Raw genomic sequence first — 23,960 nt, forward strand, 5'->3', positions numbered from 1 at the left:
CTGATACCCGGCAGGGGAAATCCGGATGACCGCTTTCAGAGCCGACCTTCTAGAGGAAAAACGCCGCAAGCGCGAACGTCTGGCATGGGCGCTGACAGCAGGCTTTGCGGCCACGGTCATCCTCGCCGGCATTATTGGCGGCGTGTTCTGGCGGTGGGCGTTTTCGGACATGCCGGCCCTGCCGGAAAACCTGTCCGTCCTGGCCGACACGCGCCGCGAGCACAGCATCACCCTTTTGGACATGAATGGCGCGGTGATTGATGTGCGTGGCCCGCTCTATGGCTCACCGGTCGAGCTGGATGACCTGCCCGACCATGTCCGCCAGGCCTTCATCGCGATCGAGGACCGGCGCTTCTACGACCATTCCGGTGTCGATTTCCGCGGAACGCTGCGGGCCGTTTTCACCAATCTGCGGGCCGGGGCCACGGTGCAGGGCGGCTCGACCATCACCATGCAGCTCGTCAAGAATCTGGTGCTGACGCCGGAGCGCTCGATGCGGCGCAAAATCCAGGAAATGCGGCTGGCCTGGCAGCTGGAGCGCCGCCTGTCGAAAGACGAAATCCTGCAGCTTTATCTCAACCGCATCTATTTCGGCGCCCGGGCCTACGGTATCGAAGCCGCAGCACGGCGCTATTTCCAGAAGTCTGCCGCCGAACTCACACTGGCCGAAGCTGCGATGCTGGCCGCCCTGCCCAAAGCGCCCAGCCGCCTCGATCCGACCAGCAACCTCGCCGCTGCCCGCGAGCGCGCCGCCATCGTGCTCGCCGCCATGGAGGAGGCCGGCTTCATCACCGCCGAAGAACGCGCCGGGGCCGAAGCCAATCCCGCCGCCCCGATTGCGCCCGAACCGGAAACCTATCGCGACCCGGCCGTGTTCGGCTTCATCTTTGACCAGGCCGTTCAGCTCGCCGAAGCCGAATTGGGGGAGCTGCCCGCCGACGCCATTATCCAGGTAACGATTGATCCCGCACTGCAGGAAGCGGCACATCGCACCCTGACCACACGCATGGACGAGGAAAGCGAGGCGCAGGGCGCAGGCGAGGCCGCTTTGCTGGCCATGACACCGGACGGGGCTGTGCGCGCCATGGTCGGCGGCCGCGATTATCTGCAATCCCAGTATAACCGCGCCGCACGGGCCCGCCGCCAGCCGGGCTCGGCCTTCAAGCCCATCGTCTATCTTGCCGCCATCGAGGAAGGCGCATCGCCTTTCAGCGTCTATTATGACGAGCCGGTCGATCTGGAAGGCTGGCAGCCGCAGAATTTCGGCGGCACCTATCGCGGCCGCGTGACATTGCAGGAAGCGCTGCGGCGATCAATCAATACGGTCTCGGCCCAGATCATCGATGAAATCGGCCCGGAAACCGTCGTCGACATGGCCGCACGCCTCGGCATCGAGACCGAATTGCCAGCCCTGCCCGCGCTGTCGCTGGGCGCGGTCGAGGTCACCCTGCAGGAACTGACCGCCGCCTACGCCACAATCGCCAACTCCGGCGAACGCCACCCGGCCCGCCTGCTCGAGCGCGTCACCAATTCCCGCGGCGACATCCTCTGGGAGCCCGCGCCGGCCGAACCGGAACAGGTGGTCGAAGAGGCCGATGCGCTGACCCTGTCCACCATGATGCAGGATATTGTGCTGTCAGGCACCGGCGTGGCGGCGCGCCTGCCGGAGCGGCCAACAGCGGGGAAGACCGGCACCAGCCAGTCCTTCCGCGATGCCTGGTTTCTCGGATTTTCGGCCGATTACATCGCCGGTGTCTGGGTCGGAAATGATGATGACACGCCCACCAATGATGTCACCGGCGGCGGCCTGCCGGCGCGCATCTGGCGGGATTTCATGATCGCCGCCCATGACGGCCTTCCGGTGCGGCCGCTGGCGGCCCCGGCGCCGCGCGAGCGCTCCGCCCATGAAGAAGAACTCGCCGCCTTCTATTCCGAATTGCTGAACGCTTTCGAGGCCGAAGTCGCGGCCATTCCCTAGGGTCAGGACCTGCTAATCTGGCTGCAATGGCCGGAGCGGATTTGTGCGGATACGAGGAGGAAACCCGCCGGAAGGCCAATGCCTTTCAAGGGTTTGCGACACAGTAGCCCGTGCAGATCAGCCCGGTCCGAAGGACGGCCATGCTGACGTCGATCTGCTTTGTCAAAGCCCTCGACCGGGGGGCGGCCCCGCTCTTCGGGCTTTTCCTCGCATCTCTCGTCATCCCGGCCGCCATTCCAGTCAAATTAACAGGTCCTGACCCTAACGCTTCATCTCCGCGCGCAGCGCCGCCAGCTCGGCACGGATCGCCTTCAGCTCGTCATGAATGACCTGCCGGTCTTCCTGCGCCTCGGCTTCCGATTGCGCCGCCCGCTCCTCCTCTTCGTCGAAATGCTTGGACTGCAGCGAGTCCACGATCACCGCGATGAACATGTTGAGGACGGCGAAGCTGGTCAGCACGATGAAGATAAGGAAGAACAGCCAGGCGAAGGGATATTGCTCCATCACCGGACGGGCGACATCCATGGCCCAGCCTTCCAGCGTCATCACCTGGAAGAGCGTGAAGGCCGAGGCCCCGAGCGTGCCGAACATCTCGGACGATCCGCCAAACAGCTTGGTCGCCATCACCGCCGCGACATAGAACATCAGCGCCAGCACGGCGAGGATCGCCCCCATGCCCGGAATGGCTTTCATCAGCGCCTCGACGACCTTGCGCATGTCCGGCATGACCGAGAACAGGCGGAAGACCCGCAGGATGCGCATCGCCCGCAGAACCGTGAAGGCCCCGGCATCGGGGACCAGCGATACCGAGACAATGATCAGGTCGAACCAGTTCCAGCCGGATCGGAAAAAGCGCGGCCCGTAAGCCACCATTTTCAAGAGCAACTCGATCACGAAAACCGAGACGATGACCGTGTCGGCCAGTGGCAGGGCATCTGCGAGAACGGGGATTTCAACCGGATAGGTTTCAAGACCCAGCGTCACCGCATTGACCAGGATCAGCCCGGTGATGAAATTCAGGACGAAGGGCGTTTCCAGAAACGTAACCAGCCGGGCCCGCCAGCCTGATTGCACATTGCTTGTCATTTGGTCCGCTCCCGATTCCCGGACGCCTCATTATCTCCGACGCGCGCCCTGCGCAATCCTGCACCGGCGCGCCGCATTAACCACATGCGCCCACGGTTTCTTTACCGATTGGCGGGATGATCTGCACAAGACAGATTCTGGCGGGCGTCATGGCGGTTCAATCCAATCTTCACAAACTTGTCGACCTTGCGCGCGAGAAATCCAGTGAAAGACGGCGTGAGCTTCTGCGGGAGGTCACCGACCTGTTTTTCGATGATGTCCCCGCGAAGGGATCGGCCGAACTTGACCAATATGATGGCGTGCTCTCCCGGCTGGCGGAGGACACCGCCGAGGATGCCCGCGCCGAACTGGCCGAGCGCTTTGCCGACAGCGCGCATGCACCACATGGCCTGATCATGCAGCTGGCGCGCGATGTCATTGACGTCGCAGCGCCCATTCTCAGAAAATCGAATACCTTGACCGAGGACGATCTGGTCGCCATCGCCGAATCCACCGGGCAATCGCATCTGAAACTTCTGACCACACGCAAATCCATTCCCGAAGCCGTCGCCGATACCATCGTCCGCCGCGGCAATGACGATACCGTCGTCTCGCTGGTAAAAAACAGTGGCGCCCAACTGTCCCGGGCGGCCTTTGAAAACATCACCGAACGCGCGGAGACCAATCCGGATTTTCACGCGCCGCTGGTCGCCCGCAAGGAAACGCCGACCGATCTCCTGAATGACTTGCTGACCGTGGTGGAAGCCCGTCTCCGCGACCGGATTCTGGAAAAGTTCGATGGCGTGGATCCGGACGAGCTGCAACAGGCAATAGATGCCTCGCATGCGCGCCTCGAAGCCCGCCTCTCGAACGACAAGACAGCCGATGAAGCCAAGCGCTACGTCAATGCCATGAAACTGCGCCGTCAGCTCGACGGGGCCCTGCTCGTCCGCCTGCTGCGCGAAGGCCAGCTGATGCGGTGCGCGGCGGGCCTGGCAGTCATGACGGATACCGATCTTGGCACCGCAAAACGGGCGCTGGAATGCCCGGGCATCGACCCGCTCTGCCTGCTCTGCAAGGCGGGTGGAATTGACCGGACACTGTTTGTGACCCTGTCCGTCATGCGCAATGCCGGCAAGGGCGACGCGCTGCGTGATGCGCGCGAATATGGCCGCATCTACGATGAACTCTCGGAACGCGAAGCCCAGCGCGCCATGCGCTTCATGGCCATGCGCAAGAACGCCGAAGCCGCCTGAGCCTTAGCTTTCACCGCCGGCATTTTCGGGCTGTTCAAGCCGCGGCGGGGCGGATTTGTGTTCCGGCGGCAGGAAAACTTCGGAGCCGTCGTCGACATAGATGGTCTGTGACGGGAAGGCGAAGCTGGTGCCGGCCTCTTCCACGATTTTCTTCAGCTCGAAAGCCAGCGCTTCCTTGATCCGCAACCATTCCGTCCAGTTGGTCGTGATGGTGAAGGCATAGAGCTTGAAATCGATCGACGAGGGACCGAACGCATCCACCCGCATGAAGGTGGTCACCTCCGGCGGTTTGGCAAATTCCGGATGAGTCAGAATGTATTCCAGTGTCTTGTCACGGATATAGGCGAGCTGCTCGGTGGTCGTCTTGTATTCGACCCCGATCGCCCAGCTGATCCGGCGGTGTGTCATCCGCGAGAAATTGGTGACCGCATTATCGGACAGTTTTGAATTCGGTACATAGACCGGTCCCTTGTCGAACCGGCGGACCACGGTCGAGCGGAAATTGATTTTCTCGACCGTGCCCTCGACCACGCCATCCACCTGCACCCAGTCCCCCGGCAGGAAGCGGCGCTCGGTCAGGATCAGGACACCGGCGATCAGATTCTTGAACAAATCCTGTGCGCCAAGTCCGACGGCAACGCCGAACAGGCCGAGACCCGCAATAATCGGGCCGACCGGTATCGACCAGATTTCCAGAACCGCCGCCGCACCAACAATGATGAACAGGATCTGCAGCGACTTGGTCATCCAGTCGATCATCACCGGCGTCAGGGCCTGTGTGACGAAATCGAGGCTGCGGGACACCGGCGTCACCGCATTGTGCATGGCCCAGAAAAGCGTGATCGCCACCAGCGACTGCACCAGCCGCGACCCGACGGATTCCGGGCCGCCAAGCCCCAGAATGGTGGTGGCGATGAACAGTCCGATGATGACCGGGACCAGTTGAAAAGGGCCGGCCAAGGCTTCGACGATGGCATCGTCGATTTGATTGGTGGTTTTCTTCACGAGCCGCCGCAGGACCAAAACGAGCCAGCGGGAGACGATGCCGCGCAGGAAAAGTGCGGCAATGACCGCCACCATCGCCAGCAGGCCCTGCCCGACACTGGCCCCCAGAAAGCTCGTATTCCAGACATCGACGACCAGTGCCCAGAATTCATTGGCTCTGCCCAGTGCCGTATCAATCAGTGTTCCGGATGAGGCGCTCAACTGTTCCGCTCCTTGGCTCGCAGGAATTTCAGGTCCGGCCATTTTTCTTCTGAATAGCTGACTTCCCATGACGATTTCGCGAGGAAGACCGGGTCGCCGTCAATATCCTCGGCAATCGCACTCTTGTGCCGGTCCGCGAACTTTTCAATATCGGCATCGGACCCGCTGATCCAGCGCGCGGTTTCATAGGGGGCGGCCTCGAACGTCACATCCAGCCCGTATTCGGCGGACACGCGCTCGGCCATCACCTCGATCTGCAACTGTCCCACGGCACCGACGATGAAATCGCCGCCAATCACCGGCCGGAAGAGCTGGGTCACGCCTTCCTCGGCGAGCGATTCCAGCGCCTTTTTCAGATGCTTGGCTTTCAAGGGGTCGGCCAGCCGGGCGCGGCGCAAAATCTCCGGCGCGAAATTGGGAATGCCTGCAAACAGGATCTCCCCGCTCTCGCTCAGACTGTCCCCGACACGCAGGAGCCCGTGATTGGGGATGCCGATGACATCGCCCGCGAAGGCCTCGTCCGCAATTTCCCGGTCCTGCGCAAAAAACATGATCGGAGATGACACCGTTAGAGACTTGCCCTTGTCGGTCTTCAGTTTCATGCCGCGTTTGAACCGGCCGGAGGCCAGACGCAGGAAGGCCACTCGGTCGCGGTGGTTCGGATCCATATTCGCCTGGACCTTGAACACGAAGCCCGACACTTCCTTGCCGTCCGGCGTCACTTCGCCCGCAACCTTCCGGACAATGGCTTTCTCGGTCTGTGGCCCCGGCGCAATGTCCGCCAGCGCATCCAGCAATTCGACAATTCCGAAGCGGCGCAAGGCCGATCCGAAATAGACCGGCGTCATATGCCCTTCCCGATAGGATTGCGGGTTGAAGTCCGGGCACAGCTCGCGCGCCATTTCCGTACCTTCCTGCAATTCCGCGAAGACGTCCGGGCTGAGAAGCTTCTCCGCATCAGCCGCGGGAACACGTTTGCCCGAAGACATTTCACTCTCATCCGGCCGGAACGGGATGAATTCATCGGTCATCAGGTCCATGACCCCGCCGAACCTTTTTCCGGAAGCGGCTGGCCATTGCATCGGCGCGGTATCCAGCGCCAGCTTGTCCTGGATATCGTCCAGCAATTCTTCCGGTGCCAGCGCTTCGCGGTCGAGCTTGTTGATGAAGGTCAGGATCGGAATGTCGCGCAGCCGGCACACCTCCACCAGCTTCAGCGTCCGCGGCTCCACACCGCGCGCTGCATCCAGCACCATGATGGCGCTGTCGGCCGCCGTCAGCGTCCGGTAGGTGTCCTCGGAGAAATCCTCGTGCCCCGGCGTATCCAGCAGGTTGAAGGTGAGTCCGCGATGCTCATAGGTCATCACCGACGCAGAGACCGAAATCCCGCGATCCTGCTCGATCTTCATCCAGTCCGAACGCGTCCGGCGGTTTTCGCCGCGCGCCCGCACCTGCCCGGCCATCCGGATCGACCCGGCAGCCAGCAACAGGTTTTCGGTCAGCGTGGTCTTGCCGGCGTCCGGGTGGGAAATGATAGCGTAAGTGCGCCTCTTGGCCCATTCACCGCTCGATGAAGTCGCGCTCATATCGGATCTTTGTCTTGTGTTGTGATGCGCGGACCTAATAGGCCCGGACGGATGTGGCAAGCCTCAACTCAGGCTTCGACCGGCTCGGTCAGGAAATGGCGGCCCTTGCGGTCCTCGATTTCAACCACCCAGATATCGGGATCATCTTCCAGCCGCCGCTCGCAATAGGCATTCAGGCGGCTGTCCTCCACCGGATCCGTCCCCAACGGCTGAATCCAGATCTGCTGGCCATCCATATCCCGCGCCGGGACATAGAAATTGGAGGTACCATCCAGACGCGACACGCGCAGAAGCACGGCGCCGGCATCAACATCGCCTTTGCGCACCACACCGCCCATCGCACCTTCAACCTCTGCGCGTCTGAGCAGGGCCTGCACCCAGATTTCTGTACGAATTCGATTCATTTCCATTGATGGCAAGCCAATTGCTTAATAAAGTGTGAATGGGTGGGGAGCGTATCATGACAGTACGAGTTTTGCGTTGGGTTTTCGCGATCGCCGTCGGCCTGCAGGCCGCTATTGCCGCGGCTGAGGAGCCTGCACCGGGCTCTGTCCATGAAGTGCCACTGAGCAATATAATACATCAAATCAACAATTTAAGTATTACAGGCGACACCGGGGACGGTCTCGTTCAATTCTCGCTTGCGCCGACAATCACCCCCCTGGACGGCCGGCTTTACCTGGGATTGACCGCTCAGGGCGCTGACAGCCCGGCCCTGATCGTTATCGTCAACAACAGCCGGGCTGTCCGGATTGAACCGGCCAGCGAACCCTTTACTGCGGAAATCGCGCTGCCACAGCACGTGCTCCGCAACGGCACCAATATTGTCAGCCTGGCCCTGGAACATGATGAAGGTGCAGGCTGGACAGTTGATGGAGCCCATTCGCGGCTCCGCATCGCCTATGACACCGCACGCGCACCGGCATCGCTGGGGGATATCGAAGCGCTGCTGTCATCCGACATTCCGCCCGTGGGCGCAGTCTATATCGAGGACCGCCCGAATGACGTCATGCTGGAAGCGGTGATTGCGCAGGGCGTCGCCATGCGCATGGGCCGGGCACCGGAATTCGTGGACACACCGGATGCCGCCGGCGTCCGTATCGGATATGACGTGGATGCCGGATTGGCCGGGGCTGAAATCCGCTTTACCGGCGGTGATCTGGATTTCGTTATCGCCGGGCGCCACCAGCAGGACATGGAAACCGCCGCGCGGCTATTTGCCAGCCGGTCCATCCGTCAGGCTGGCACTTCCTTCAGGGTCGCGGATGCCCTGACGGCTGCAGCAATCGGTACAGAACACACGCGCCTTGAAGCCGATGGCGCAACTTTGCGCGAATACTCGCAGGCCCGCCTGCCTTTCGGTGATGGCCGCGGCGCGCGCACAGCCGTCATCATTACCGAGCCCGATGGCACCGGCCGGCTGGCCGCCATGTCGATCATGGCCCGGACGGCGCTCGCCCACGGCACGGCATGGATCTATTCATGGTATGGGGCCGACAGCGAAATGGCGCCGGAAAGCCGCAACATGGTCTTCATCGGCACGGCGGCGATGTCCGACCGGAACCTGCTGGACGGCGCTCCCGTGGAATTCCGTACGGCGCTTCGGGCCGCAGCCGAACAATCCGGGCAGCGGACCGGTCTGCGCCTGTCTTCGGCAGCCTATGCCGACGCGGCGGTCCGCCCTTCCGGCGTCGCAACCGTGTTTGCTGACCCGGCCAATCCGACGCGCTGGATTGCCGGCTTCACCTCGCCGCAGGAAGACGGATTCAATCGCGCGTCCGAAATCCTGTCCCGGTCCGCTCACTGGTCAGCCCTGTCCGGGCGGGCCGCCTTGTGGAATGAAAGCGGCGTCACCGGCTATGATTATTCCATTGCCGGAACGCCCACCCTGGCCGAACGGTTCGGCCTGCCGGAGTTCTCGATGCGCGAAATCGCCGCCATCCTGTTCCTCCTGGCCCTGCTGTTTGTCCTGCGCGGGGCCTGGCGCCGCCGCCGCGTTCACGACAAATCAAGAGGTTGGAAGTAGTCTTCACTCCCGAATAACGGGAGTGACCCATGCGGACCGCAATTGCGGCTCTGGTACTGCTGAGTGCCGGAGCGGACGCCCAGACTGATCGTGACATCTTTGCGCAGCGCGCCCTCGCCCGCGCGCTGGATGACCGCTGCAGCCTGTTTTCGGACAATCAGCGCCTGGCGCTGGAAGGGGCATATCTGCAGGCCCGCGGCGATCTGCTCCGCGCCGGTTATCGCGCCGACCGGATCGACCACACCTATGACCAGATCACACGCAATGCGGCCAACCAGCCCTGCTCAAGCGACGCCACGCTCGCCATTGCTGCGGATATCCGCTCGGCTTTCGCCGGGTGGCAGCGCGAGCGGTTCCAGAATTATGCCGGCGCGCCCAATCCCTGGCAGGCCAGCCGGCCCTATGGCTATGACAGCTGGGTGATCTCGCAGATCCTGCCTGCCACAGAGCATCCCCTGCGCGTGGGGCTCTATAATACAGAACAGGTCCATGCCCTCACAATTGCGGCAAATCTGACTTCGCAAATCGCTGCCGTGACCCTGCATGTGCGCAATCCCGATCTCGCACCGGCGCTGCATGATCCCAGCCTGGGCGGCTTGCTGGACGTTGCGGGCATGCCCGCCTGGACAGATTACCTGCCGCCTGCTGAAGGCAAGACCAGCTTTTTCCCGGCGTCACGCTGGTCGGATGAGGACCTTGCCTATTTCCGCTTCAGCGAAGAGGCGCTGGCCGCCTTTGCGCGGCTGGACCCGCGTGAAGCGGCCCTGATCGAGGCCTTTGATGCCCAGGGAAATCTGGTCACCTCGCAATATGTCGGGATTGGCGATTTTGCCGCCGCGCTCGCCTTTGTCAGATCCTCGCCGGTGCTCTCAGCCGGCCGATGACGCCAGCGATTGCCCAGCCTGCTGGGCCCGCTGGATGCGCGAATGCACTTCAAGCGAATCCTCCCGCCCGGTGTCTTCCCCGTCAACCTGCCGGATGACCGGCAATGTCACGGACACGGTTGTGCCCTCGCCGAGCGCGCTCTTGATCGTCATCTCGCCGCCATGCATTTCGGCAAGCGCCTTGACCAGGGACAGGCCGAGGCCCGAGCCGCGATCCACCGTCTGCTCCGTTGTCGAGGCCTGCATATAGCGTTGACCCAGCTGCGCCAGCTCCGCCGGTGCAATGCCCGGCCCGCTATCCCCGACCGCCAGTGTCAGATTGCCACCCTGGGCACTGGCCATCACCACGATCACGCCATCACGCGGTGTGAACTTGATGGCGTTGGAGAGCAGGTTCAGCAGGATCTGGCGCAAGGCCTTGCGGTCGGCACGGACCGGGATCGGCCCGGCGGCATCCAGCTCGATCGTCACGCCGGCGTCCTCGGCGCGCTGCGACAGCATGCGGGTGCACAGCTCGATGACATCACCGGCATCAAAGGCCTCATGGCTCAGCGAATAGCTGTCGGCCTCGATCTTGGACAGATCGAGCACATCGCCGATCAGCTCGAGCAGATGCCGCCCGCTTTCATGGATCAGCTCGGCATATTCGGCATATTTCGCCGGCACCGGCCCGAACAACCGCGACTTCATCGCGTCGGAAAACCCGATGATGGCGTTGAGCGGCGTGCGGATCTCATGGCTGACAGAGGCCAGGAATTCGGATTTGGCATGGGTTTCGGCCAGCGCCGTGTCGCGCTCCATGACCAGTTGTTCGTTGGCCGCCCGGACCGGGCTGTCGAAGGCATCGGTCGAGACAATGGCAATCACGCCGCCGTCCGAGCGGAAGAGTTGCACCGCTTCGGGCCGCCCGCTTGCGCCGCGGATTTCGGCCCGGGCCGGTGTCTGGTCAGCCGCCAGCCGGAAAGCGGCGGAATCGTCAGCGTCAAAGGCCAGGTCGGAGACCGGCACGCCATCCATATGCGGCGGCATTCCCGGCATCAGATCGCGCGTCACCCGCGAACAGGCAATGATCTCGCCATTTTTCTCAGCCACCAGCGCCAGCGGTGCCTGCTCGAAGGCACGGCTGCGGACGAGATGCTTTGCGGCAAGGGCGCGCAACAGGCTGCGGGACCGCAATCCACGCAAGGCAGAGAGCGAGAACGCAATAGTAATGAAAGAGGCGGCGGCAAGAAAGCCCGGCGCGAACACCATCAGAGCGCCCGGCGGGGCGGTCAGGAATCCGGCCAGCTGCAGCGCGCCCGACAGCAGCGCCGTCAGCCCGGCCAGCGCCGCCGATTCCACCACTGTCCGCCGGTCGGCATAGGAGGCGGCCGACGCAACCGGCAGCAGGAAAGCCAGCGCCGCGGGCCCGAACAGGCCGCCGGACGCCGCGGTGATGGAAGCGGCCAGTGAAACCCAGAGCAAGGCCAGCACCAGCCGGCCAAAGGCCGGCGTGCGTTGCCGCGCCAGCAGCAGCCCGGCCAGACCGGGCGCCAGACCCGCCGCGATCCCTGCCATGGCCACCGGCATGGGGGCGGGCGAGGCGTTGATGATCAGGGGCGCAACAGCCAGAAGAACGCCCACCCATGTCAGGTGCGCCAATAGTCCGCCATATCGGAGGAGCGGGTTGATCAAACGCATTATCGGCGAAGGCCTCCGGTTGTCGCGACTCAGGAAATGGCCGCACATCAAACCTTGTCGCCCCCACTTAACAAGACGTTAATCCGGGGCCGGAAATCGTTAACGCAACACTTCATCAAGCCTTGATGAAAGAATGTCTGCGGGTGACTGGCGCTTGCGCCCTACTCGGTTCAAGATAGGGAAAATCCCGCCTGTGGGCATAGGAGAGTTCGATCGTGCTTAATATCTTGTTTTCTGCGATGGCCATGGTCTCCCTTCTTCAGGATGACGGCAGCACGCCGCCGGCCGGTGAACAGCCCGTGCTGCGGCTGGATGCGGTAGAAACCGCCCCGGACGTCAATAATGACATCGTGCTCCGCTCGGCCAGCCAGTATGCCGGATTTCACCGCACCCTCGGCAATATCCGCGACCGCGAGATCACCTCGGGTGCCGTGCTTGATCAGTCCATGGACGAAATTTCCGTCTATCTGGCGCGCGAACGCCTGGTCCGCGCCTGGCTGGCCTATTCCTCGCTGATCGCCGAGCAGCATCCGCAATTCCTGGATGATGTGCGCGATGTCGCCGATTATTACGGCCGCGACGCCGCCATTGCCGCCCTCGCCAATGATCCGGCCTATGCCGGCGCCTTCCGCTATGCCGACCAGGCCAGCGAGTCCGTCCTCGAAGCCATTGACGCGGATTCCTCCCAAATCAGGGAGCTTGGTGAGCAATACCGTCAGTCCGCCTACAGTCTCCAGAACGAGCGCTGGGCGAATGCCATCGCCCGCGACCGGCAGAACCGTCTGGCCGCCCTCCGCGCCGCTGACGATGTTTCGGCACCGCTGGCCAATGATCTGTTCACAACCAGCTTCTTCAGCGAAGCCGATATCGGCGCGGCCTCCGGCCTGTTCCTCGAAAGCACGCCGCGGCCGGGCCTGCCGGCCACGACGCCGAACCTGACACTGGAGGCGGATGTGCCTTATGAGCCCGACCGGGTCCGCGTCGGGCGTATCCTGTCCATCGCTGCCCTGCGCGCGATCGGCGAGGACACGCGCTATACCGAAGATTCGATCCAGTCATTGCTGGCCGACCCGCTGGCACAGCGCTGCATTTCCTGGGCACGAATCAATCTCGCCCAGTGCGTCGCTGCTGCGCATTTCGAATATGAGGACTCTTTCTGCATCGCCCAGCATGCCCTCATCGAGGTCTCGGAGTGTCTCGAAGCGGCGCAGGACCGGCAGCAATAGACGCCATGCGCCGGGATCTGCTTCATTCCGGCACATGGTAACTGCCAAGTAAAGATTCTGCTTCGTTTTCGATTTATTAGAATTTTTGCCAGGGCATTTGGTATTTATTTTCTATTAATACGCGTTTTGATGGAAATCACGCCGCCCATTCGCTAGCCTCTTTCTTGCAGTTGGAGAACTGTAGGTCATCAAGGGATTGGCGGGGCCATGGGTTTTGCATTTCGAGCGATTTTCTGGATGGCAGTCGTTGCCGCATTTGCGCCGGCGAGTGTCTTCTCCACCGATGATGTTCGTGCGCCGGGCGAGCTGACCGATCTGATCGCGCAGGGCCAGCGCCTGCAGCAGGTTTGCGCCGACCTCCCGGCGCTCTGCGATCTGGCCGATGAGGCCGGCGGTCTGGCCGCAATCGCCGCCAATGAATCCCTGTCGCGGGTCGAGAACTGGCTGGAAGAGCGCGAAGCGTCTGCGGCGGACGCGTCCTGATCCCTTGCCCTGGCGCCCGGGGCATTATATTCGCCGGGCATGAGCCCCGACACAAAATCCGAAATTGACGGCCTGATCGAAGAGTTCGAATTCCTCGGTGACTGGGAAGAGCGTTATCGCTATCTCATCGATCTGGGGCAGGAAATGCCGCCCCTCCCCGAGGATGAAAAGACCGAGGACCGCCGCGTCAAGGGCTGTACCAGCCGCGTCTGGCTGGTGGTTGATCCGCCCGAGAATGGCCATTTCCGCTTCCGCGCGGATTCCGATGCCCACATTGTCAAAGGCCTCGCCGCGCTTCTGGTGCGCCTCTATTCCGGACGCAAGCGGGAAGATATCGCGGCCATCGAGCCGAGAGACATCCTCGCCCGTATCGGTCTCGCCGAGCATTTGTCGCCGCAGCGCTCCAACGGTCTCAACGCCATGATCGGCCGCATCCGCGCCGAAGCCGGAATTACAGACTGACATCCGCCTTGCGGATCATGCCGTAATGGATGGCCAGCCTTTGCAGGGCCAGTTTGAGCATCGCCTTTCCCGACCGGCGCGGCCAGTTATCCGCCTGTTCGGCAGCCTCCAGCCCGGTCTCCCGCAGACACACCGCACTCACTATCCGGTCAAGGCCGGGCCCCGCGGCCGCAAGGGCCGCCATCACACGGTCCTTGGCATCCTGCGCGGACAGCGGTGCCTCTTCCCGCGCCCGCGGCCGTCCGGATCTGACGGGGGCCAGATAGCCGTCCCAGTCAGACGTGATCCGGTCGGCCAGCACGGAGCGGTGATAATCGGCCCGCAATCTTTCCCCGGCCTCGAATTCTTCCGGCGTCAACCAGCTCGCCCCGGTCCGGCTGTCCGGCTTCATCCAGCGGGCAAGTGGCGAGTCCGCCAGATTGACGTCGCGCTGTGCGATATGCCCGTCCGCGTTGATAAATCGCTTGCGCTGGTGGACGGCATGCAGGGCCTGGTAATTTCCGCGCCGCCGTTGCGATAGAATATCCGGCGTCTGCGCCAGCCGGAAACAATCCGGCGCAACCTCGGTGATGACGCCTTCAGCGCGGGCCCGCAGCACGCTCTGGCGCTCCAGACGGGCCAGCGGCCGGCGCCGCTGATCGCCCCTCGGGAAAACGCCATAAGCCGCCCCACCTCCGGCCAGCGGTTTCAGAACCGCGCCGGGGATCGCCAGGCGTTTTTGCCATTTCGGCAAACCGGTCATTACATCGCCTCGCTCAGGGACCGGGGCTCCGGCGCCGTCCGCAGGCATTCCTCCAGCCCGTCAAGCCAGGCATCGAAATCCGGATCATCGCGGCGGTCCTCGACAATCTGACAGGCATAGGCCGCCGTGGAGCGGTCCCGCCCGAAAGCCTGTCCGACCCGCGCCAGATTCAGCTCGAACGCCACATGCGACAGATACATGGCCACTTGCCGGGCAAAGGCGACCTGGCAGGAGCGCCGTGTCGGCGCGGCGATTTCATCGGCTGGCACATTGAAGGCAAAGGCAACGGTATCCCGCGCCAGCCGGGCACGCGCCAGATCCCGTTCGATAAATTGCTGTCCACACATTTTTCCATCCGTTCTTCACTCCTGAGCGCATCATAAGAGTGTTTCGGAAATGTGAGGATAACATTCCTATATTGATCGCAAAATACCCATACACACCTTAGGGATGCAGAGCTGCACGACTGGGATAACCGCTATCCGGCAACATAGGCGATGACCATGACGAGGCCGAGCAAGACGCTCGTCCAGATCGCCATAATCCCGCTCGGCACATCACGGCTGAGGGCTCCGGCCGGGCTGAACAGATTGAACAGCTTGTCCGCAATCACCTTACCGCCGCGGCCGATCCGGTTGGAAATGGCGGCAGACAAGCGGCCGCTCATCGCCCCGGTCCAGCGGAACAGGCCATCCCCGAACCGCCGGTAGAACCAGTCCGTATCCAGATTGATGGACCGAACCTCCTCCGGATAGAGCTTGAATTTCACCAGGAAGGTAAAGGCAAACAGCGCCGCCAGCAGCAGCTGCATCTGCCCGACCACATGGTCGAATGTATAGGGCTCGTACGCCACCGGATAAGGCAACAGGCTGTAGAGCGCGCCGTAATTGATCCCCAGATAGATGCACAGGAATGAGGCCAGCCCCATCGCCAGCAACATGTTCCAGGGCGCTTCCTTCACACGGTGCCCCCGGTCATGGCTGAAGAAGGCGAAATACGGGATCTTGATGCCTGAGTGTTCCAGCACACCGGCCGAGGCAAAGACCAGGATCACAAACGGTATCTCGTATCCGCCATAGGCAACGGCCGACAGAGTCAGGGCTTTGGCCACAAATCCGGAGAAGAGCGGGAAGGCCGAGATCGCCCCCGCCCCGATCAGACAGAAGAACGCTGTGAACGGCATGGATTTGTACAGCCCGCCTAGCTCGGATGCCTTGGTATGCCCGACCCGCATCAACACCGCGCCCATGCTCATGAACAGCAGCGCCTTGTAGATGATGTGGACGAAGGCGTGCGCGGCCGCGCCATTCAGGCCAAGCTCCGTCCCGACCCCGATACCGGCCACCATGAAGCCCAGCTGGTTGTTCAGCGAATAGGCCAGCACCTTGCGCAGATCGTTTTCGATGACCGCGTAGAAAACCGGGAAGGCGACCATCACCGCCCCGATCCAGACCAGAACATCCAGACCGGCAAACCCGCGCGCCAGCGCATAGATCGCCAGCTTGGTCGTAAAGGCCGACAGCACGACCGCCCCGGTGGCCGTGGCTTTCGGATAGGCATCCTGCAGCCAGTTATGCATCAGCGGGAAGGCCGCCTTGATGCCGAAGGCGAGCAGGATCAGCAGGCCGCCCGGCGCATTCACATCAATCGCATTGAACTGCCAGCTGCCGGAATGATTGGCGTAGAGGACGGCGCCTGCCAGCAGCAGGACGCCGGACAGGACATGGATGGACAGATAGCGCAGCCCGGCGCGGAAGGCTTCGGGATTGCGGCTGGTCCAGATCAGGAAAACCGACGAGATCGCCGTCAGTTCCCAGTAGAAAAACAACGTCAGCAAATCACCGGCAAACACTGCGCCCAGCCCCGCGCCGGAATAGATCAGCGTGGTCGAATCCGCGAGCCGGTCACGGTCATGCAGCGCGTAGATGGAGTTCAGGAAGATGGCGAGAATGAAGACCAGCCCCCAGACCCGCGACAGCGGGTCAAAGCGGTAGGTCTCGAATTCAAAACCGGCGAGATCGATCAGGCCGAAAATCCCGACTTCAGGCGTCATGAACCAGACCGCGGCCGCGGCCAGCGGCGCAGCGATCATCAGCATCTTGCGCAGCGTGTAGGAGGGCGAGATTGCGGCCAGGAGGCCGGCAATGATGACCGGGAACGCCGGTGACAATCCGGCGGTGATCAGGTCAGTCATGATCACCCTCCTGATCGTAATAATTTTCCGGCCTGCCCAGGAGACGGCGCAGCGGCCATCCGGCCAGCACCGCCAGACAGAAGCCGACAAAGCCCTCTATTTCATAGAAGCCGAAGACATCATCCCATTTCGACACCGCGTGCAGCGGGTTGAAGGCCTCGACCACCAGCAAGGTGAGCGCCGCAATCCCGAAAATCCAGAACGGCGCGGCTTTCGTGACCGGATGATCCAGCCACAGGAATGGCTTTGCGGCGGGATGAATTCCCTCATCGGAACCGGCCGGATGGGAGGTTTTGGAATCGTCGGTCATGCTTAAAGCTCCACCCCGAAAACGGGGGCCAGGAATTCAGTCAGGGGTCCGATCAGGAAAAACAGCACGGTGACGCCCGCCGCGGTCATGACCGGCGGCAACACCACCAGCAGAGGGCCGCGCTGTTTCAGGGCTTCCTTCGGGGCCGGGTCAAAGAAGCCGCGGCCGGGAATCGGCAGCAGATAGGCCACATTCAGGATCGATGACAGGATCAGCGCGCCGATCAGCGCCAGCTGGCCGGTGCTCGCCGCGCCCATCATCAGATAGAGTTTCGGCCACATCCCGCCAAAGGGTGGCAGGCCGATAATCGCGAAAGCCCCCACCGCAAAGGCCCCGAAGGTCCAGGGCATCAACCGGCCAAGGCCGCGCATGTCGGAAATCTCGGTCTTCTTGCTCGCCGTGTAGATGGCTCCCGCGCACATGAAGAGCGTGATCTTGCCCCAGGCGTGCATGACGATCTGCAGGGCTGCGCCCAGCAGCGCCAGCGGCGCGGCGATCATCGCGCCGAGCGTGACATAGGACAGCTGGCTCACCGTCGAGAAGGCCAGCCGGCGTTTGAGATTGTTGCTCGACATCGCAATGATCGAGGCCAGCACGATGGAAATCGCCGCAATCCAGGCCAGCCAGTCCGACGCCGGGGCGGACTCGATGAGCTCCGGCCCGAAAATATAGGTGCTGACCTTGAGGATCGCGAACACGCCCGCCTTCACCACCGCGACCGCGTGCAGCAGGGCGGACACCGGTGTCGGTGCCACCATCGCATTCGGCAGCCAGGGGTGGACCGGCATCAGCGCGGCCTTGCCGATACCGAAGGCAAAGAGGACGAGCAGCACGCTGGCCACCAGCGGCGAGGCCTCGCCATTCAGCAATCCGCCCACCGTGAAGTCGGTCGATCCGGCAATGAATTGCGTGGCGATAATCGCCGGCAGCAGCAATCCGATGGAGGTCCCCAGCAGGATGGCCAGATAGATGGCCGCGCCGCGCCGCGCCTTGTCGTCACCCTTGTGGGCGACCAGCGGATAGGTCGACAGCGTCAGCGCCTCGTAGAAGAGGAACATGGTCAACAGGTTGGACGCCAGCGCAACGCCCATGGCGCAGGCAATCGCAATGGTGAAAAACACGAAAAAGCGGGTCTGGTGCTTTTCCTTGTTCCCGCGCATATAGCCGATCGAATAGAGCGAGTTGACTATCCACAGCCCGCTCGCGACCGCGGCAAACAGCGCCCCCAGCGGTTCCAGCTTCAGCCCGAAGGACAGGCCCGTCGAGCCGATCTCGTAGATCAGCTCCGGACGCGCACCGGTCACCGAAACCAGATAGGCCACATTCAGCGCCAGCAGGACTGCCGCCGTCAGCGTCGCGCCCTCGCGCAGATTCGGGTATTTGCCGAGCAGGCCGACAAACACCCCGCCGGCCAGCGGGATAAGCAGGGCGGCTATCATCGCAATTTCAGGCGTCCAGCTCATCGTGTCGCTCCTGACAGGGCAGCTTGCGCCGCCGCATTCGTCAGCGACACCAGGAAGTCGGGCTGGAAGAAGAACCAGATATTGGCAATCGCCAGCACCCAGAGCGGCCCCAGCATCAGCCAAGGCGCGCGCGCATGGGCGATCGCCCCTGCCTTGTCATGATGGGGTTCGGCCACCCAGATCGCGGCGAGCATGCGGGCGACATAGGCCAGCGCGATCAGCGAGGACAGGATCAGCGCGGCAACCGCCCACCACCAGCCGTTTTCAAGCGCGGCGACGCCGAGATACCATTTCGACCAGAAACCGACCGTCATCGGCACGCCGACGAGGCTGAGACCCGCAATGGTAAAGGCGATGGAGGTAAACGGCATGGACTGGGCAAAGCCGTTGAGGTCGGAGATCCGGCGGATTCCGAAGCGGATGGCAAAGGCCCCCAGCGCCATGAACAAAGCGCCTTTCATCATCGCATGATTGACCAGGTGGAGCATGCCCGCCGAGACGCCGGCAGCCGTGCCGATGCCGAGCCCCAGCATCATGTATCCGACCTGCGCCACCGACGAGAAGGCCAGCAGCCGCCTTGCATCATCCTGGAAGACGGCCTGAACCGAAGCCACGATCATGCCGACAATACCAAGGATGGCGAACACCCAGAGGAAGCTGACCGCCACGAAAGGCGCTTCCGGCCAGAACACGTCGAACAGGAAGCGCACCAGCGTGTAGAAAGCCACCTTCGTGGCCGTCGATGCCAGAAAGGATGTGACGAAATTCGGCGCGTAGGCATAGGCGTTGGGCAGCCAGAGATGCAGCGGGAACATGGCGGCCTTCAGCCCCAGCCCGACGATGATGAAGGCAAATGCGGCCTGCACCACGCGGCTGTCGGACAGGTCCGGCAGGCGTGACGCCATATCGGCCATGTTCAGCGTACCAGTGGCCATGTAGAGGAAGCCGACGCCGATCACGAAGAAGGTCGCACCGATCGTTCCGAGCACGAGATAATTATAGGCAGCGGTCAGTGCCCGGCGGTCATGGTTCGCCCCCATCCCGACGAGCACATAGGTCGAGATCGACGAAATCTCGAGGAACACGAACATGTTGAAGGCATCGCCGGTAATCGCGACCCCCACGAGTCCGGCAAAACACACCAGGAAGGCGGAATAGAACAGGGCTTGCCGGTCCTCCGCAATCTCGTCGGCGACGCTTGGCAGCGCATAGATCACGCTGAGCAGGCCCAGCGCGGCAATCACCAGCAGCAAAACGGCATTCAATGCATCGATGCGGAATTCAATCCCGGCCGGCGGCGCCCATCCGCCCATCGCATAGGAAATCACACCAGCGGACTGGACCTCCACGATAAGCGAGAGTGCGAGAAGGGCCGCGAACACGGTTGAAATCAGCGTGACAGCCCAGCCCAGCCGGCCATTCGGCATCAGGGCGGCCACCGCCGCCATCAACAGCGGCGTCACAACGATCACCGCAGGCGCATGCGCCGACAGGGACGGCGGAATCAGCGAAGCCAGAAACTCCATCAGGCGTTTCTCCTAGCGTTCTCAACGGCATAATCCGCCTGATTGATGGCCTCATCCTCGATCGTGCCATAGGTTTCGCGGATCCGCACAACCAAAGCCAGACCAACAGCCAGGGTGGCCACGCCCACCACGATCGCGGTCAGGATCAGCACATGCGGCAACGGGTTGGAATAGATGGCTTCCGCCGTTTGCTGCACGGCTTCGCCCTGCGGTACAGCGCTTCCGGCGGCCTCGGCCCCGTGCCCTGCCGCTAGGCCGGCATCTCCGTCATAAGAGCTGCTGCTGTCATACCCGCCGGAATATTCCGGCAGAATGGGCGGTTGCCCCCCGAACACCTTGCCGATCGTGATGTAGAGCAGGAAGACCGAGGTCTGGAACAGGGACAGGCCAACAAGCCGCTTGACCAGATTTCCGGTGGCGACAACTGCATACAGGCCGGTCATCATCAGGATGATGACGATGATGAAATTGAATCGTTCGGCAACGAGCTCGATCATCACCATTCTCCTTCCGGAATGTCCGGCGCGCGGCCGGCAAAGGCATAGAAAATGGCCATCATTACCGAGAACACGGTGGAAAGAACGCCCAGCTCGACCAGAATGATCCCGATATGCTGGCCGGTATGGTGCGCTAGATCCGGATGCAGAACATCATAATCGAGGAAATTGGCGCCGAGGATAAGGGAGGCCACACCTGTGCCGCCAAACAGCAACACGCCCAGGGCCGCCATGAATTTCACAAACCAGGTCGGCACCGCGCGCTTGGCGCTGTCGATCCCGAAAATCAGTGCATAGAGAATGACGGCTGCTGCAACGATCACGCCGGCCTGGAAGCCGCCGCCGGGACTGTAATCGCCATGGAAATGGACATAGAGCCCGAAGACCACAATCAGTGGAATCAACAGCTTGGAAACGACACGAAGGACCAGATGCGGGGTCATTCCTCATCTCCCTTCTTCTTTCCGGAATTCAGTCCCAGAAGCAGCATCACGCCAAGCCCGGCGGCAAAAATCACGACGGTTTCGCCGAACGTATCAAAGCCGCGATAGCTGGCCAGAACGGCTGTCACGACATTGGGAATGGCAATTTCGTTGGGTGTTGATGTGATATAATCCATGCCGACATAGGAATTCGCGGGTGAATTGGGATCGCCATAGACCGGCATGTCACCAACCGCATAGAATAATGCGGCCCCCGCCACCGACACCACGATCAGTGCCGCCCAGTGCCGGATGGCTTTCACCGGCTCGGCCTCGCGCGCCGTCAACAGCATTGCCGCGAGCATCAGGACCGTGGAAATACCGGCACCGACGGCCGCTTCGGTGAACGCCACATCGACCGCGTCCAGCGTCACGAACCAGGCAGCCGACAGCAGGCTGTAAACGCCCATCAACATCACGGCGGCAAACAGGTTTCTCAGGCGGACAATGGCAATGCCCACCGCCAGCAACATGCCCATCAGCGCATAATCGAGCAGCTGAGTCCAATCGAATTCGGTCACGGCTTCTCCCCTGATTCAGCATCGCGGGGATGCGGCGGCTGGTGCCGGGACAACAGCGGATTGAGCCCGGCGCGATGCGCCGCATTGGCGACAGCATGCGTTGCAGTCGGGCTGGTCAGGAAAAGGATGAAGCCGACCAGCAACAATTTCGCCGACAATAGTGTAAAGCCAGCCTGCAGCATCAGCGCCAGCACGATCATTTCCGCGCCCAGCGTATCCGTCACGCCCGCCGCGTGCATGCGCGTGTAGAAATCAGGCAAACGCACGACACCGATCGCCCCTGCGAGGACAAAAATGACGCCGACCGCCATCAGGGCGATACTGGCGAAATCGCGGATCAGAAGCAGAATATCCATCAGTCATCATCCCCATCAATGGCGCGGCGGAGCGACATTTGCGCAAGCGCAATTTCAAGGGAGCGGTAGCGGAAGAATTTCAGGATGGCGATGGTCGCAATGAAGTTGATCAATGCATAAAGCAGCGCGATATCCACCCCGTCCGCACGGCCGACAAGCAGGCTGAAAATCAACAATAAGAGGACGGTCTTGGTGCCGAAGGAATTGGCGGCCAGCACGCGGTCATAAAGCGACGGCCCGGCGAACAGGCGCCCCAGCATGATCGCCATGGCCAGAGCCATCGCCAGAGCCGCACCCAGATTGGCCCACTCCATCATTTTGCATCTCCGTCGGTGGCGCGGGCGGAATAAAGATTCATCTCGGCAAAACCCTCAGGCGCGGTGAAAGACGCATCCAGCGCATGCACCAGAAAGGCGTCCTCCTCGATCTCGACGGTCACAGTGCCCGGTGTCAGCGTGATCGAGTTTGCAAATACACACCGCGCCAGATCGGAGTCGGCCTTCACCGGGACCCGGACGAGACGCGGCGTGATATCGATCTCAGGCTTCAGTGATGCCTTGACCACCGCCATATTGGCTTTCGCGATCTCGCTGCCGAGCCATATATAATAGGGGATCAGCGTGTGGAGTCGCATGAACGGAACGGTCTCGCGATCGAGAATCCGCATGCGCAGCACAAGCACCATGGCAATCACAACGCTCACTGCCCCGAAGGCCAGCAGAGTGATTTTGTCGTAACCGGACAAAACCCACCAGAGCAATGCCAGCACCAGACTGAGGCTGACCCCGTAAATCATGCTTCCTCCCGCATGCCGGGCGCGAACGCGCCGATGCGGAGGCTTTTAACCACGCCTATCCGGCTTGGCCAGTATTTCACTCGGATTCCTGCACACGAATGTTTGTGGGGTTATTTCCGGCGGTCTTCTCCGGCCTTGGCCCAGTCCCAATAGCGCAGGACAGTCTGTGCCTTTTCAACGGAAAGCCCGTCAAAAACAGTCTTTGCACGCTGCAGCCCCTCGGTACCGCCCAATCCTTCACACAGCTGGATCAGGACATCGCGGTCCGCGCCGGTCGCCTTGCTCAGGATCGCCAGCGGCTCGCCCCCCGGATCCGAACAGATTCGGACCACAAGCGAATCGCTGATACCCGCCAGCAAGCCCAGCTCGCCGACCAGGCCGGGTTCCGCGCCGCGCGCATGGATCTGGGCGATCAGCCCTTCCATCGACCCGTATTCGCAATCATCCGAGGCTTGGCGATTGCGTTGCCGGCGGTCAACGAATTTCAGGGCGCGATTGACCAGCGGGTCGGCCCAGTTTTCTGCCGCCGCCATGGCGAACACATCTTCTGTTGCCTCGATCATCAGCGAGCGGCCAACTGCGAACCGCTGGAGCACCTGCTTTCTGTGTTCATGATCGCAATGCCAGAACAACTGCAAGGCCGAACGGGGCCGCAATTCCTGCCGTTTCAGCAAGGCTGGCACGTATCGCGACTCGTCCTCGGCCAGCGCCACGATGTGATTGACGGTTGGCGGCGCAAGGCGGGCATTGTGGTTTTTCAACAGCGCAGTGATGACCGCGGGCTCGCCAATGGACGCCAGTGCGGCCGTCACGGTCTCCGACACCGATTCGCGCGATGAAATCATCACGCGGTGGTCAATCGTTCCCAACCGGCTGATCTCCATGAGGTCGAAGTCGGACAGCGCTTCAGAAGCGTCCAGCAGAGGCGATGCTATCGAGATTTCGTCGGCTGCGAGCAATTTGACAATATTGGCCGGTGCATCACTGATTTCGGCGAGGCGCTCGGCACAACGCCGGCGGATTCGGGCATCGCTGTTGCGCAGAATCTCGTGCAGCAGATCGCCCACAATCCAGCGTTCCTGCGGGCTGATAATGCTGGAGGGCAGACAGATGATATCCGCCAGGCGCCGCGCCATCGTGGCGCGCGCGCGGCCGGTTTCAGCCGCCGTCTCGGTCAGGGTAAGAGGTTCCGGTGTATTCATCACATCGCCTGTTGGTCAG

25 protein-coding genes are annotated in these 23,960 nt (G+C 62.1%); 7 read left to right on the top strand and 18 right to left on the bottom strand.

The window, feature by feature from the left end:
• The first annotated feature begins 25 nt into the window (after positions 1–25).
• Complete coding sequence (gene pbpC / locus DBR16_RS08425; protein ID WP_109260830.1) at positions 26–1,978, top strand: multimodular transpeptidase-transglycosylase PbpC; 1,953 nt, start codon at positions 26–28, stop codon at positions 1,976–1,978.
• Positions 1,979–2,239: 261 nt separating this feature from the next.
• Here pbpC and DBR16_RS08430 read toward each other — a convergent pair whose 3' ends face one another.
• Complete coding sequence (locus DBR16_RS08430) at positions 2,240–3,064, bottom strand: ion transporter (RefSeq protein WP_109260831.1); 825 nt, start codon at positions 3,062–3,064, stop codon at positions 2,240–2,242.
• Positions 3,065–3,180: 116 nt separating this feature from the next.
• On the opposite strand from DBR16_RS08430, the gene DBR16_RS08435 reads away from it, so the two are divergent.
• Positions 3,181–4,299, top strand: coding sequence for a DUF2336 domain-containing protein (locus DBR16_RS08435; RefSeq protein ID WP_233347685.1), 1,119 nt, complete (start codon positions 3,181–3,183; stop codon positions 4,297–4,299).
• A 3-nt stretch (positions 4,300–4,302) separates the two neighbouring features.
• On the opposite strand, the gene DBR16_RS08440 is transcribed toward DBR16_RS08435, so the two are convergent.
• The 3 genes from DBR16_RS08440 to DBR16_RS08450 all read right to left on the bottom strand — a co-directional run bounded on the left by DBR16_RS08440 (position 4,303) and on the right by DBR16_RS08450 (position 7,495).
• Entirely contained in the window at positions 4,303–5,505 is a 1,203-nt protein-coding gene (locus DBR16_RS08440; RefSeq protein ID WP_233347686.1) for a mechanosensitive ion channel family protein, read from the bottom strand.
• Complete coding sequence (locus tag DBR16_RS08445) at positions 5,502–7,091, bottom strand: peptide chain release factor 3 (protein ID WP_109260833.1); 1,590 nt, start codon at positions 7,089–7,091, stop codon at positions 5,502–5,504. Before DBR16_RS08445 ends, DBR16_RS08440 begins: the two co-directional genes overlap by 4 nt.
• A gap of 68 nt (positions 7,092–7,159) precedes the next feature.
• Positions 7,160–7,495, bottom strand: a complete 336-nt coding sequence (locus DBR16_RS08450; RefSeq protein WP_233347687.1) for a DUF1491 family protein — start codon at positions 7,493–7,495, stop codon at positions 7,160–7,162.
• A 56-nt stretch (positions 7,496–7,551) separates the two neighbouring features.
• Here DBR16_RS08450 and DBR16_RS08455 point away from each other — a divergent pair, with 56 nt between their 5' ends.
• Together DBR16_RS08455 and DBR16_RS08460 are read left to right on the top strand one after the other, a co-directional pair.
• Positions 7,552–9,117: a hypothetical protein gene (locus DBR16_RS08455; RefSeq protein WP_125184538.1), complete on the top strand. Its 1,566-nt coding sequence runs from the start codon at positions 7,552–7,554 to the stop codon at positions 9,115–9,117.
• A gap of 29 nt (positions 9,118–9,146) precedes the next feature.
• A complete protein-coding gene (locus DBR16_RS08460) occupies positions 9,147–10,001 on the top strand; it encodes a hypothetical protein (protein WP_109260836.1) in 855 nt (284 codons plus the stop codon).
• Here DBR16_RS08460 and DBR16_RS08465 read toward each other — a convergent pair.
• Positions 9,987–11,681: a sensor histidine kinase gene (locus tag DBR16_RS08465; protein WP_109260837.1), complete on the bottom strand. Its 1,695-nt coding sequence runs from the start codon at positions 11,679–11,681 to the stop codon at positions 9,987–9,989. The genes DBR16_RS08460 and DBR16_RS08465 overlap by 15 nt on opposite strands.
• Positions 11,682–11,896: 215 nt before the next feature.
• Here DBR16_RS08465 and DBR16_RS08470 point away from each other — a divergent pair, with 215 nt between their 5' ends.
• From DBR16_RS08470 to DBR16_RS08480, 3 genes are all read left to right on the top strand, one after another.
• Positions 11,897–12,907, top strand: coding sequence for a hypothetical protein (locus tag DBR16_RS08470; protein ID WP_125184539.1), 1,011 nt, complete (start codon positions 11,897–11,899; stop codon positions 12,905–12,907).
• Between the two features lie 207 nt (positions 12,908–13,114).
• Positions 13,115–13,390, top strand: coding sequence for a hypothetical protein (locus DBR16_RS08475; protein WP_109260839.1), 276 nt, complete (start codon positions 13,115–13,117; stop codon positions 13,388–13,390).
• 39 nt (positions 13,391–13,429) lie between these two features.
• Positions 13,430–13,852, top strand: a complete 423-nt coding sequence (locus tag DBR16_RS08480) for a SufE family protein (RefSeq protein ID WP_109260840.1) — start codon at positions 13,430–13,432, stop codon at positions 13,850–13,852.
• Here DBR16_RS08480 and DBR16_RS08485 read toward each other — a convergent pair.
• The 13 genes from DBR16_RS08485 to DBR16_RS08545 all read right to left on the bottom strand — a co-directional run bounded on the left by DBR16_RS08485 (position 13,842) and on the right by DBR16_RS08545 (position 23,941).
• Positions 13,842–14,594 (bottom strand): DUF6456 domain-containing protein, encoded by a 753-nt coding sequence (locus tag DBR16_RS08485; RefSeq protein WP_109260841.1) that lies wholly within the window; start codon positions 14,592–14,594, stop codon positions 13,842–13,844. The two genes, DBR16_RS08480 and DBR16_RS08485, sit on opposite strands and share 11 nt — an antisense overlap.
• Entirely contained in the window at positions 14,594–14,941 is a 348-nt protein-coding gene (locus tag DBR16_RS08490; protein ID WP_109260842.1) for a helix-turn-helix domain-containing protein, read from the bottom strand. Before DBR16_RS08490 ends, DBR16_RS08485 begins: the two co-directional genes overlap by 1 nt.
• 131 nt (positions 14,942–15,072) lie before the next feature.
• Complete coding sequence (locus tag DBR16_RS08495) at positions 15,073–16,788, bottom strand: Na(+)/H(+) antiporter subunit D (RefSeq protein ID WP_109260843.1); 1,716 nt, start codon at positions 16,786–16,788, stop codon at positions 15,073–15,075.
• Positions 16,781–17,098, bottom strand: coding sequence for a hypothetical protein (locus DBR16_RS08500; RefSeq protein WP_109260844.1), 318 nt, complete (start codon positions 17,096–17,098; stop codon positions 16,781–16,783). The genes DBR16_RS08495 and DBR16_RS08500 overlap by 8 nt, the downstream gene beginning before the upstream one ends.
• Before the next feature lie 2 nt (positions 17,099–17,100).
• A complete protein-coding gene (locus DBR16_RS08505; RefSeq protein ID WP_109260845.1) occupies positions 17,101–18,561 on the bottom strand; it encodes a proton-conducting transporter transmembrane domain-containing protein in 1,461 nt (486 codons plus the stop codon).
• Positions 18,558–20,087 carry a monovalent cation/H+ antiporter subunit D family protein gene (locus tag DBR16_RS08510; RefSeq protein WP_109260846.1) on the bottom strand — a complete coding sequence of 510 codons (1,530 nt, stop codon included), beginning with the start codon at positions 20,085–20,087 and terminating at the stop codon, positions 18,558–18,560. Before DBR16_RS08510 ends, DBR16_RS08505 begins: the two co-directional genes overlap by 4 nt.
• Positions 20,087–20,584 (bottom strand): cation:proton antiporter subunit C, encoded by a 498-nt coding sequence (locus tag DBR16_RS08515; protein WP_109261807.1) that lies wholly within the window; start codon positions 20,582–20,584, stop codon positions 20,087–20,089. The genes DBR16_RS08510 and DBR16_RS08515 overlap by 1 nt, the downstream gene beginning before the upstream one ends.
• Positions 20,584–21,027, bottom strand: coding sequence for a Na(+)/H(+) antiporter subunit B (locus DBR16_RS08520; protein ID WP_109260847.1), 444 nt, complete (start codon positions 21,025–21,027; stop codon positions 20,584–20,586). The genes DBR16_RS08515 and DBR16_RS08520 overlap by 1 nt, the downstream gene beginning before the upstream one ends.
• Positions 21,024–21,587 carry a DUF4040 domain-containing protein gene (locus DBR16_RS08525; RefSeq protein ID WP_109260848.1) on the bottom strand — a complete coding sequence of 188 codons (564 nt, stop codon included), beginning with the start codon at positions 21,585–21,587 and terminating at the stop codon, positions 21,024–21,026. Before DBR16_RS08525 ends, DBR16_RS08520 begins: the two co-directional genes overlap by 4 nt.
• Positions 21,584–21,943 (bottom strand): monovalent cation/H(+) antiporter subunit G, encoded by a 360-nt coding sequence (gene mnhG / locus DBR16_RS08530; RefSeq protein ID WP_109260849.1) that lies wholly within the window; start codon positions 21,941–21,943, stop codon positions 21,584–21,586. The genes DBR16_RS08525 and mnhG overlap by 4 nt, the downstream gene beginning before the upstream one ends.
• Complete coding sequence (locus tag DBR16_RS08535; protein ID WP_109261808.1) at positions 21,943–22,257, bottom strand: monovalent cation/H+ antiporter complex subunit F; 315 nt, start codon at positions 22,255–22,257, stop codon at positions 21,943–21,945. The genes mnhG and DBR16_RS08535 overlap by 1 nt, the downstream gene beginning before the upstream one ends.
• Positions 22,257–22,739 (bottom strand): Na+/H+ antiporter subunit E, encoded by a 483-nt coding sequence (locus tag DBR16_RS08540; RefSeq protein ID WP_109260850.1) that lies wholly within the window; start codon positions 22,737–22,739, stop codon positions 22,257–22,259. Before DBR16_RS08540 ends, DBR16_RS08535 begins: the two co-directional genes overlap by 1 nt.
• 110 nt (positions 22,740–22,849) lie before the next feature.
• Entirely contained in the window at positions 22,850–23,941 is a 1,092-nt protein-coding gene (locus DBR16_RS08545) for a DUF2336 domain-containing protein (protein ID WP_109260851.1), read from the bottom strand.
• Positions 23,942–23,960 lie beyond the last annotated feature (19 nt).

This window comes from Hyphobacterium indicum, from assembly GCF_003129605.1.
Taxonomy (GTDB): Bacteria; Pseudomonadota; Alphaproteobacteria; order Caulobacterales; family Maricaulaceae; genus Hyphobacterium; species Hyphobacterium indicum.

What these genes read in the sequence shown, in the direction of transcription:
- DBR16_RS08465 (WP_109260837.1), bottom strand. Translation starts at nt 11,681, where the DNA reads ATGCGTTTGATCAACCCGCTCCTCCGATATGGCGGACTATTGGCGCAC.
- DBR16_RS08505 (WP_109260845.1), bottom strand. Translation starts at nt 18,561, where the DNA reads ATGAGCTGGACGCCTGAAATTGCGATGATAGCCGCCCTGCTTATCCCG.
- DBR16_RS08475 (WP_109260839.1), top strand. Translation starts at nt 13,115, where the DNA reads ATGGGTTTTGCATTTCGAGCGATTTTCTGGATGGCAGTCGTTGCCGCA.
- DBR16_RS08485 (WP_109260841.1), bottom strand. Translation starts at nt 14,594, where the DNA reads ATGACCGGTTTGCCGAAATGGCAAAAACGCCTGGCGATCCCCGGCGCG.
- DBR16_RS08490 (WP_109260842.1), bottom strand. Translation starts at nt 14,941, where the DNA reads ATGTGTGGACAGCAATTTATCGAACGGGATCTGGCGCGTGCCCGGCTG.
- DBR16_RS08540 (WP_109260850.1), bottom strand. Translation starts at nt 22,739, where the DNA reads ATGATTTACGGGGTCAGCCTCAGTCTGGTGCTGGCATTGCTCTGGTGG.
- DBR16_RS08535 (WP_109261808.1), bottom strand. Translation starts at nt 22,257, where the DNA reads ATGGAGTGGGCCAATCTGGGTGCGGCTCTGGCGATGGCTCTGGCCATG.
- DBR16_RS08450 (WP_233347687.1), bottom strand. Translation starts at nt 7,495, where the DNA reads ATGAATCGAATTCGTACAGAAATCTGGGTGCAGGCCCTGCTCAGACGC.
- DBR16_RS08545 (WP_109260851.1), bottom strand. Translation starts at nt 23,941, where the DNA reads ATGAATACACCGGAACCTCTTACCCTGACCGAGACGGCGGCTGAAACC.
- DBR16_RS08520 (WP_109260847.1), bottom strand. Translation starts at nt 21,027, where the DNA reads ATGACCCCGCATCTGGTCCTTCGTGTCGTTTCCAAGCTGTTGATTCCA.
- mnhG (WP_109260849.1), bottom strand. Translation starts at nt 21,943, where the DNA reads ATGGATATTCTGCTTCTGATCCGCGATTTCGCCAGTATCGCCCTGATG.
- DBR16_RS08500 (WP_109260844.1), bottom strand. Translation starts at nt 17,098, where the DNA reads ATGACCGACGATTCCAAAACCTCCCATCCGGCCGGTTCCGATGAGGGA.
- DBR16_RS08510 (WP_109260846.1), bottom strand. Translation starts at nt 20,087, where the DNA reads ATGGAGTTTCTGGCTTCGCTGATTCCGCCGTCCCTGTCGGCGCATGCG.
- DBR16_RS08445 (WP_109260833.1), bottom strand. Translation starts at nt 7,091, where the DNA reads ATGAGCGCGACTTCATCGAGCGGTGAATGGGCCAAGAGGCGCACTTAC.
- DBR16_RS08495 (WP_109260843.1), bottom strand. Translation starts at nt 16,788, where the DNA reads ATGACTGACCTGATCACCGCCGGATTGTCACCGGCGTTCCCGGTCATC.
- DBR16_RS08480 (WP_109260840.1), top strand. Translation starts at nt 13,430, where the DNA reads ATGAGCCCCGACACAAAATCCGAAATTGACGGCCTGATCGAAGAGTTC.
- DBR16_RS08430 (WP_109260831.1), bottom strand. Translation starts at nt 3,064, where the DNA reads ATGACAAGCAATGTGCAATCAGGCTGGCGGGCCCGGCTGGTTACGTTT.
- DBR16_RS08435 (WP_233347685.1), top strand. Translation starts at nt 3,181, where the DNA reads ATGATCTGCACAAGACAGATTCTGGCGGGCGTCATGGCGGTTCAATCC.
- pbpC (WP_109260830.1), top strand. Translation starts at nt 26, where the DNA reads ATGACCGCTTTCAGAGCCGACCTTCTAGAGGAAAAACGCCGCAAGCGC.
- DBR16_RS08460 (WP_109260836.1), top strand. Translation starts at nt 9,147, where the DNA reads ATGCGGACCGCAATTGCGGCTCTGGTACTGCTGAGTGCCGGAGCGGAC.
- DBR16_RS08455 (WP_125184538.1), top strand. Translation starts at nt 7,552, where the DNA reads ATGACAGTACGAGTTTTGCGTTGGGTTTTCGCGATCGCCGTCGGCCTG.
- DBR16_RS08515 (WP_109261807.1), bottom strand. Translation starts at nt 20,584, where the DNA reads ATGATCGAGCTCGTTGCCGAACGATTCAATTTCATCATCGTCATCATC.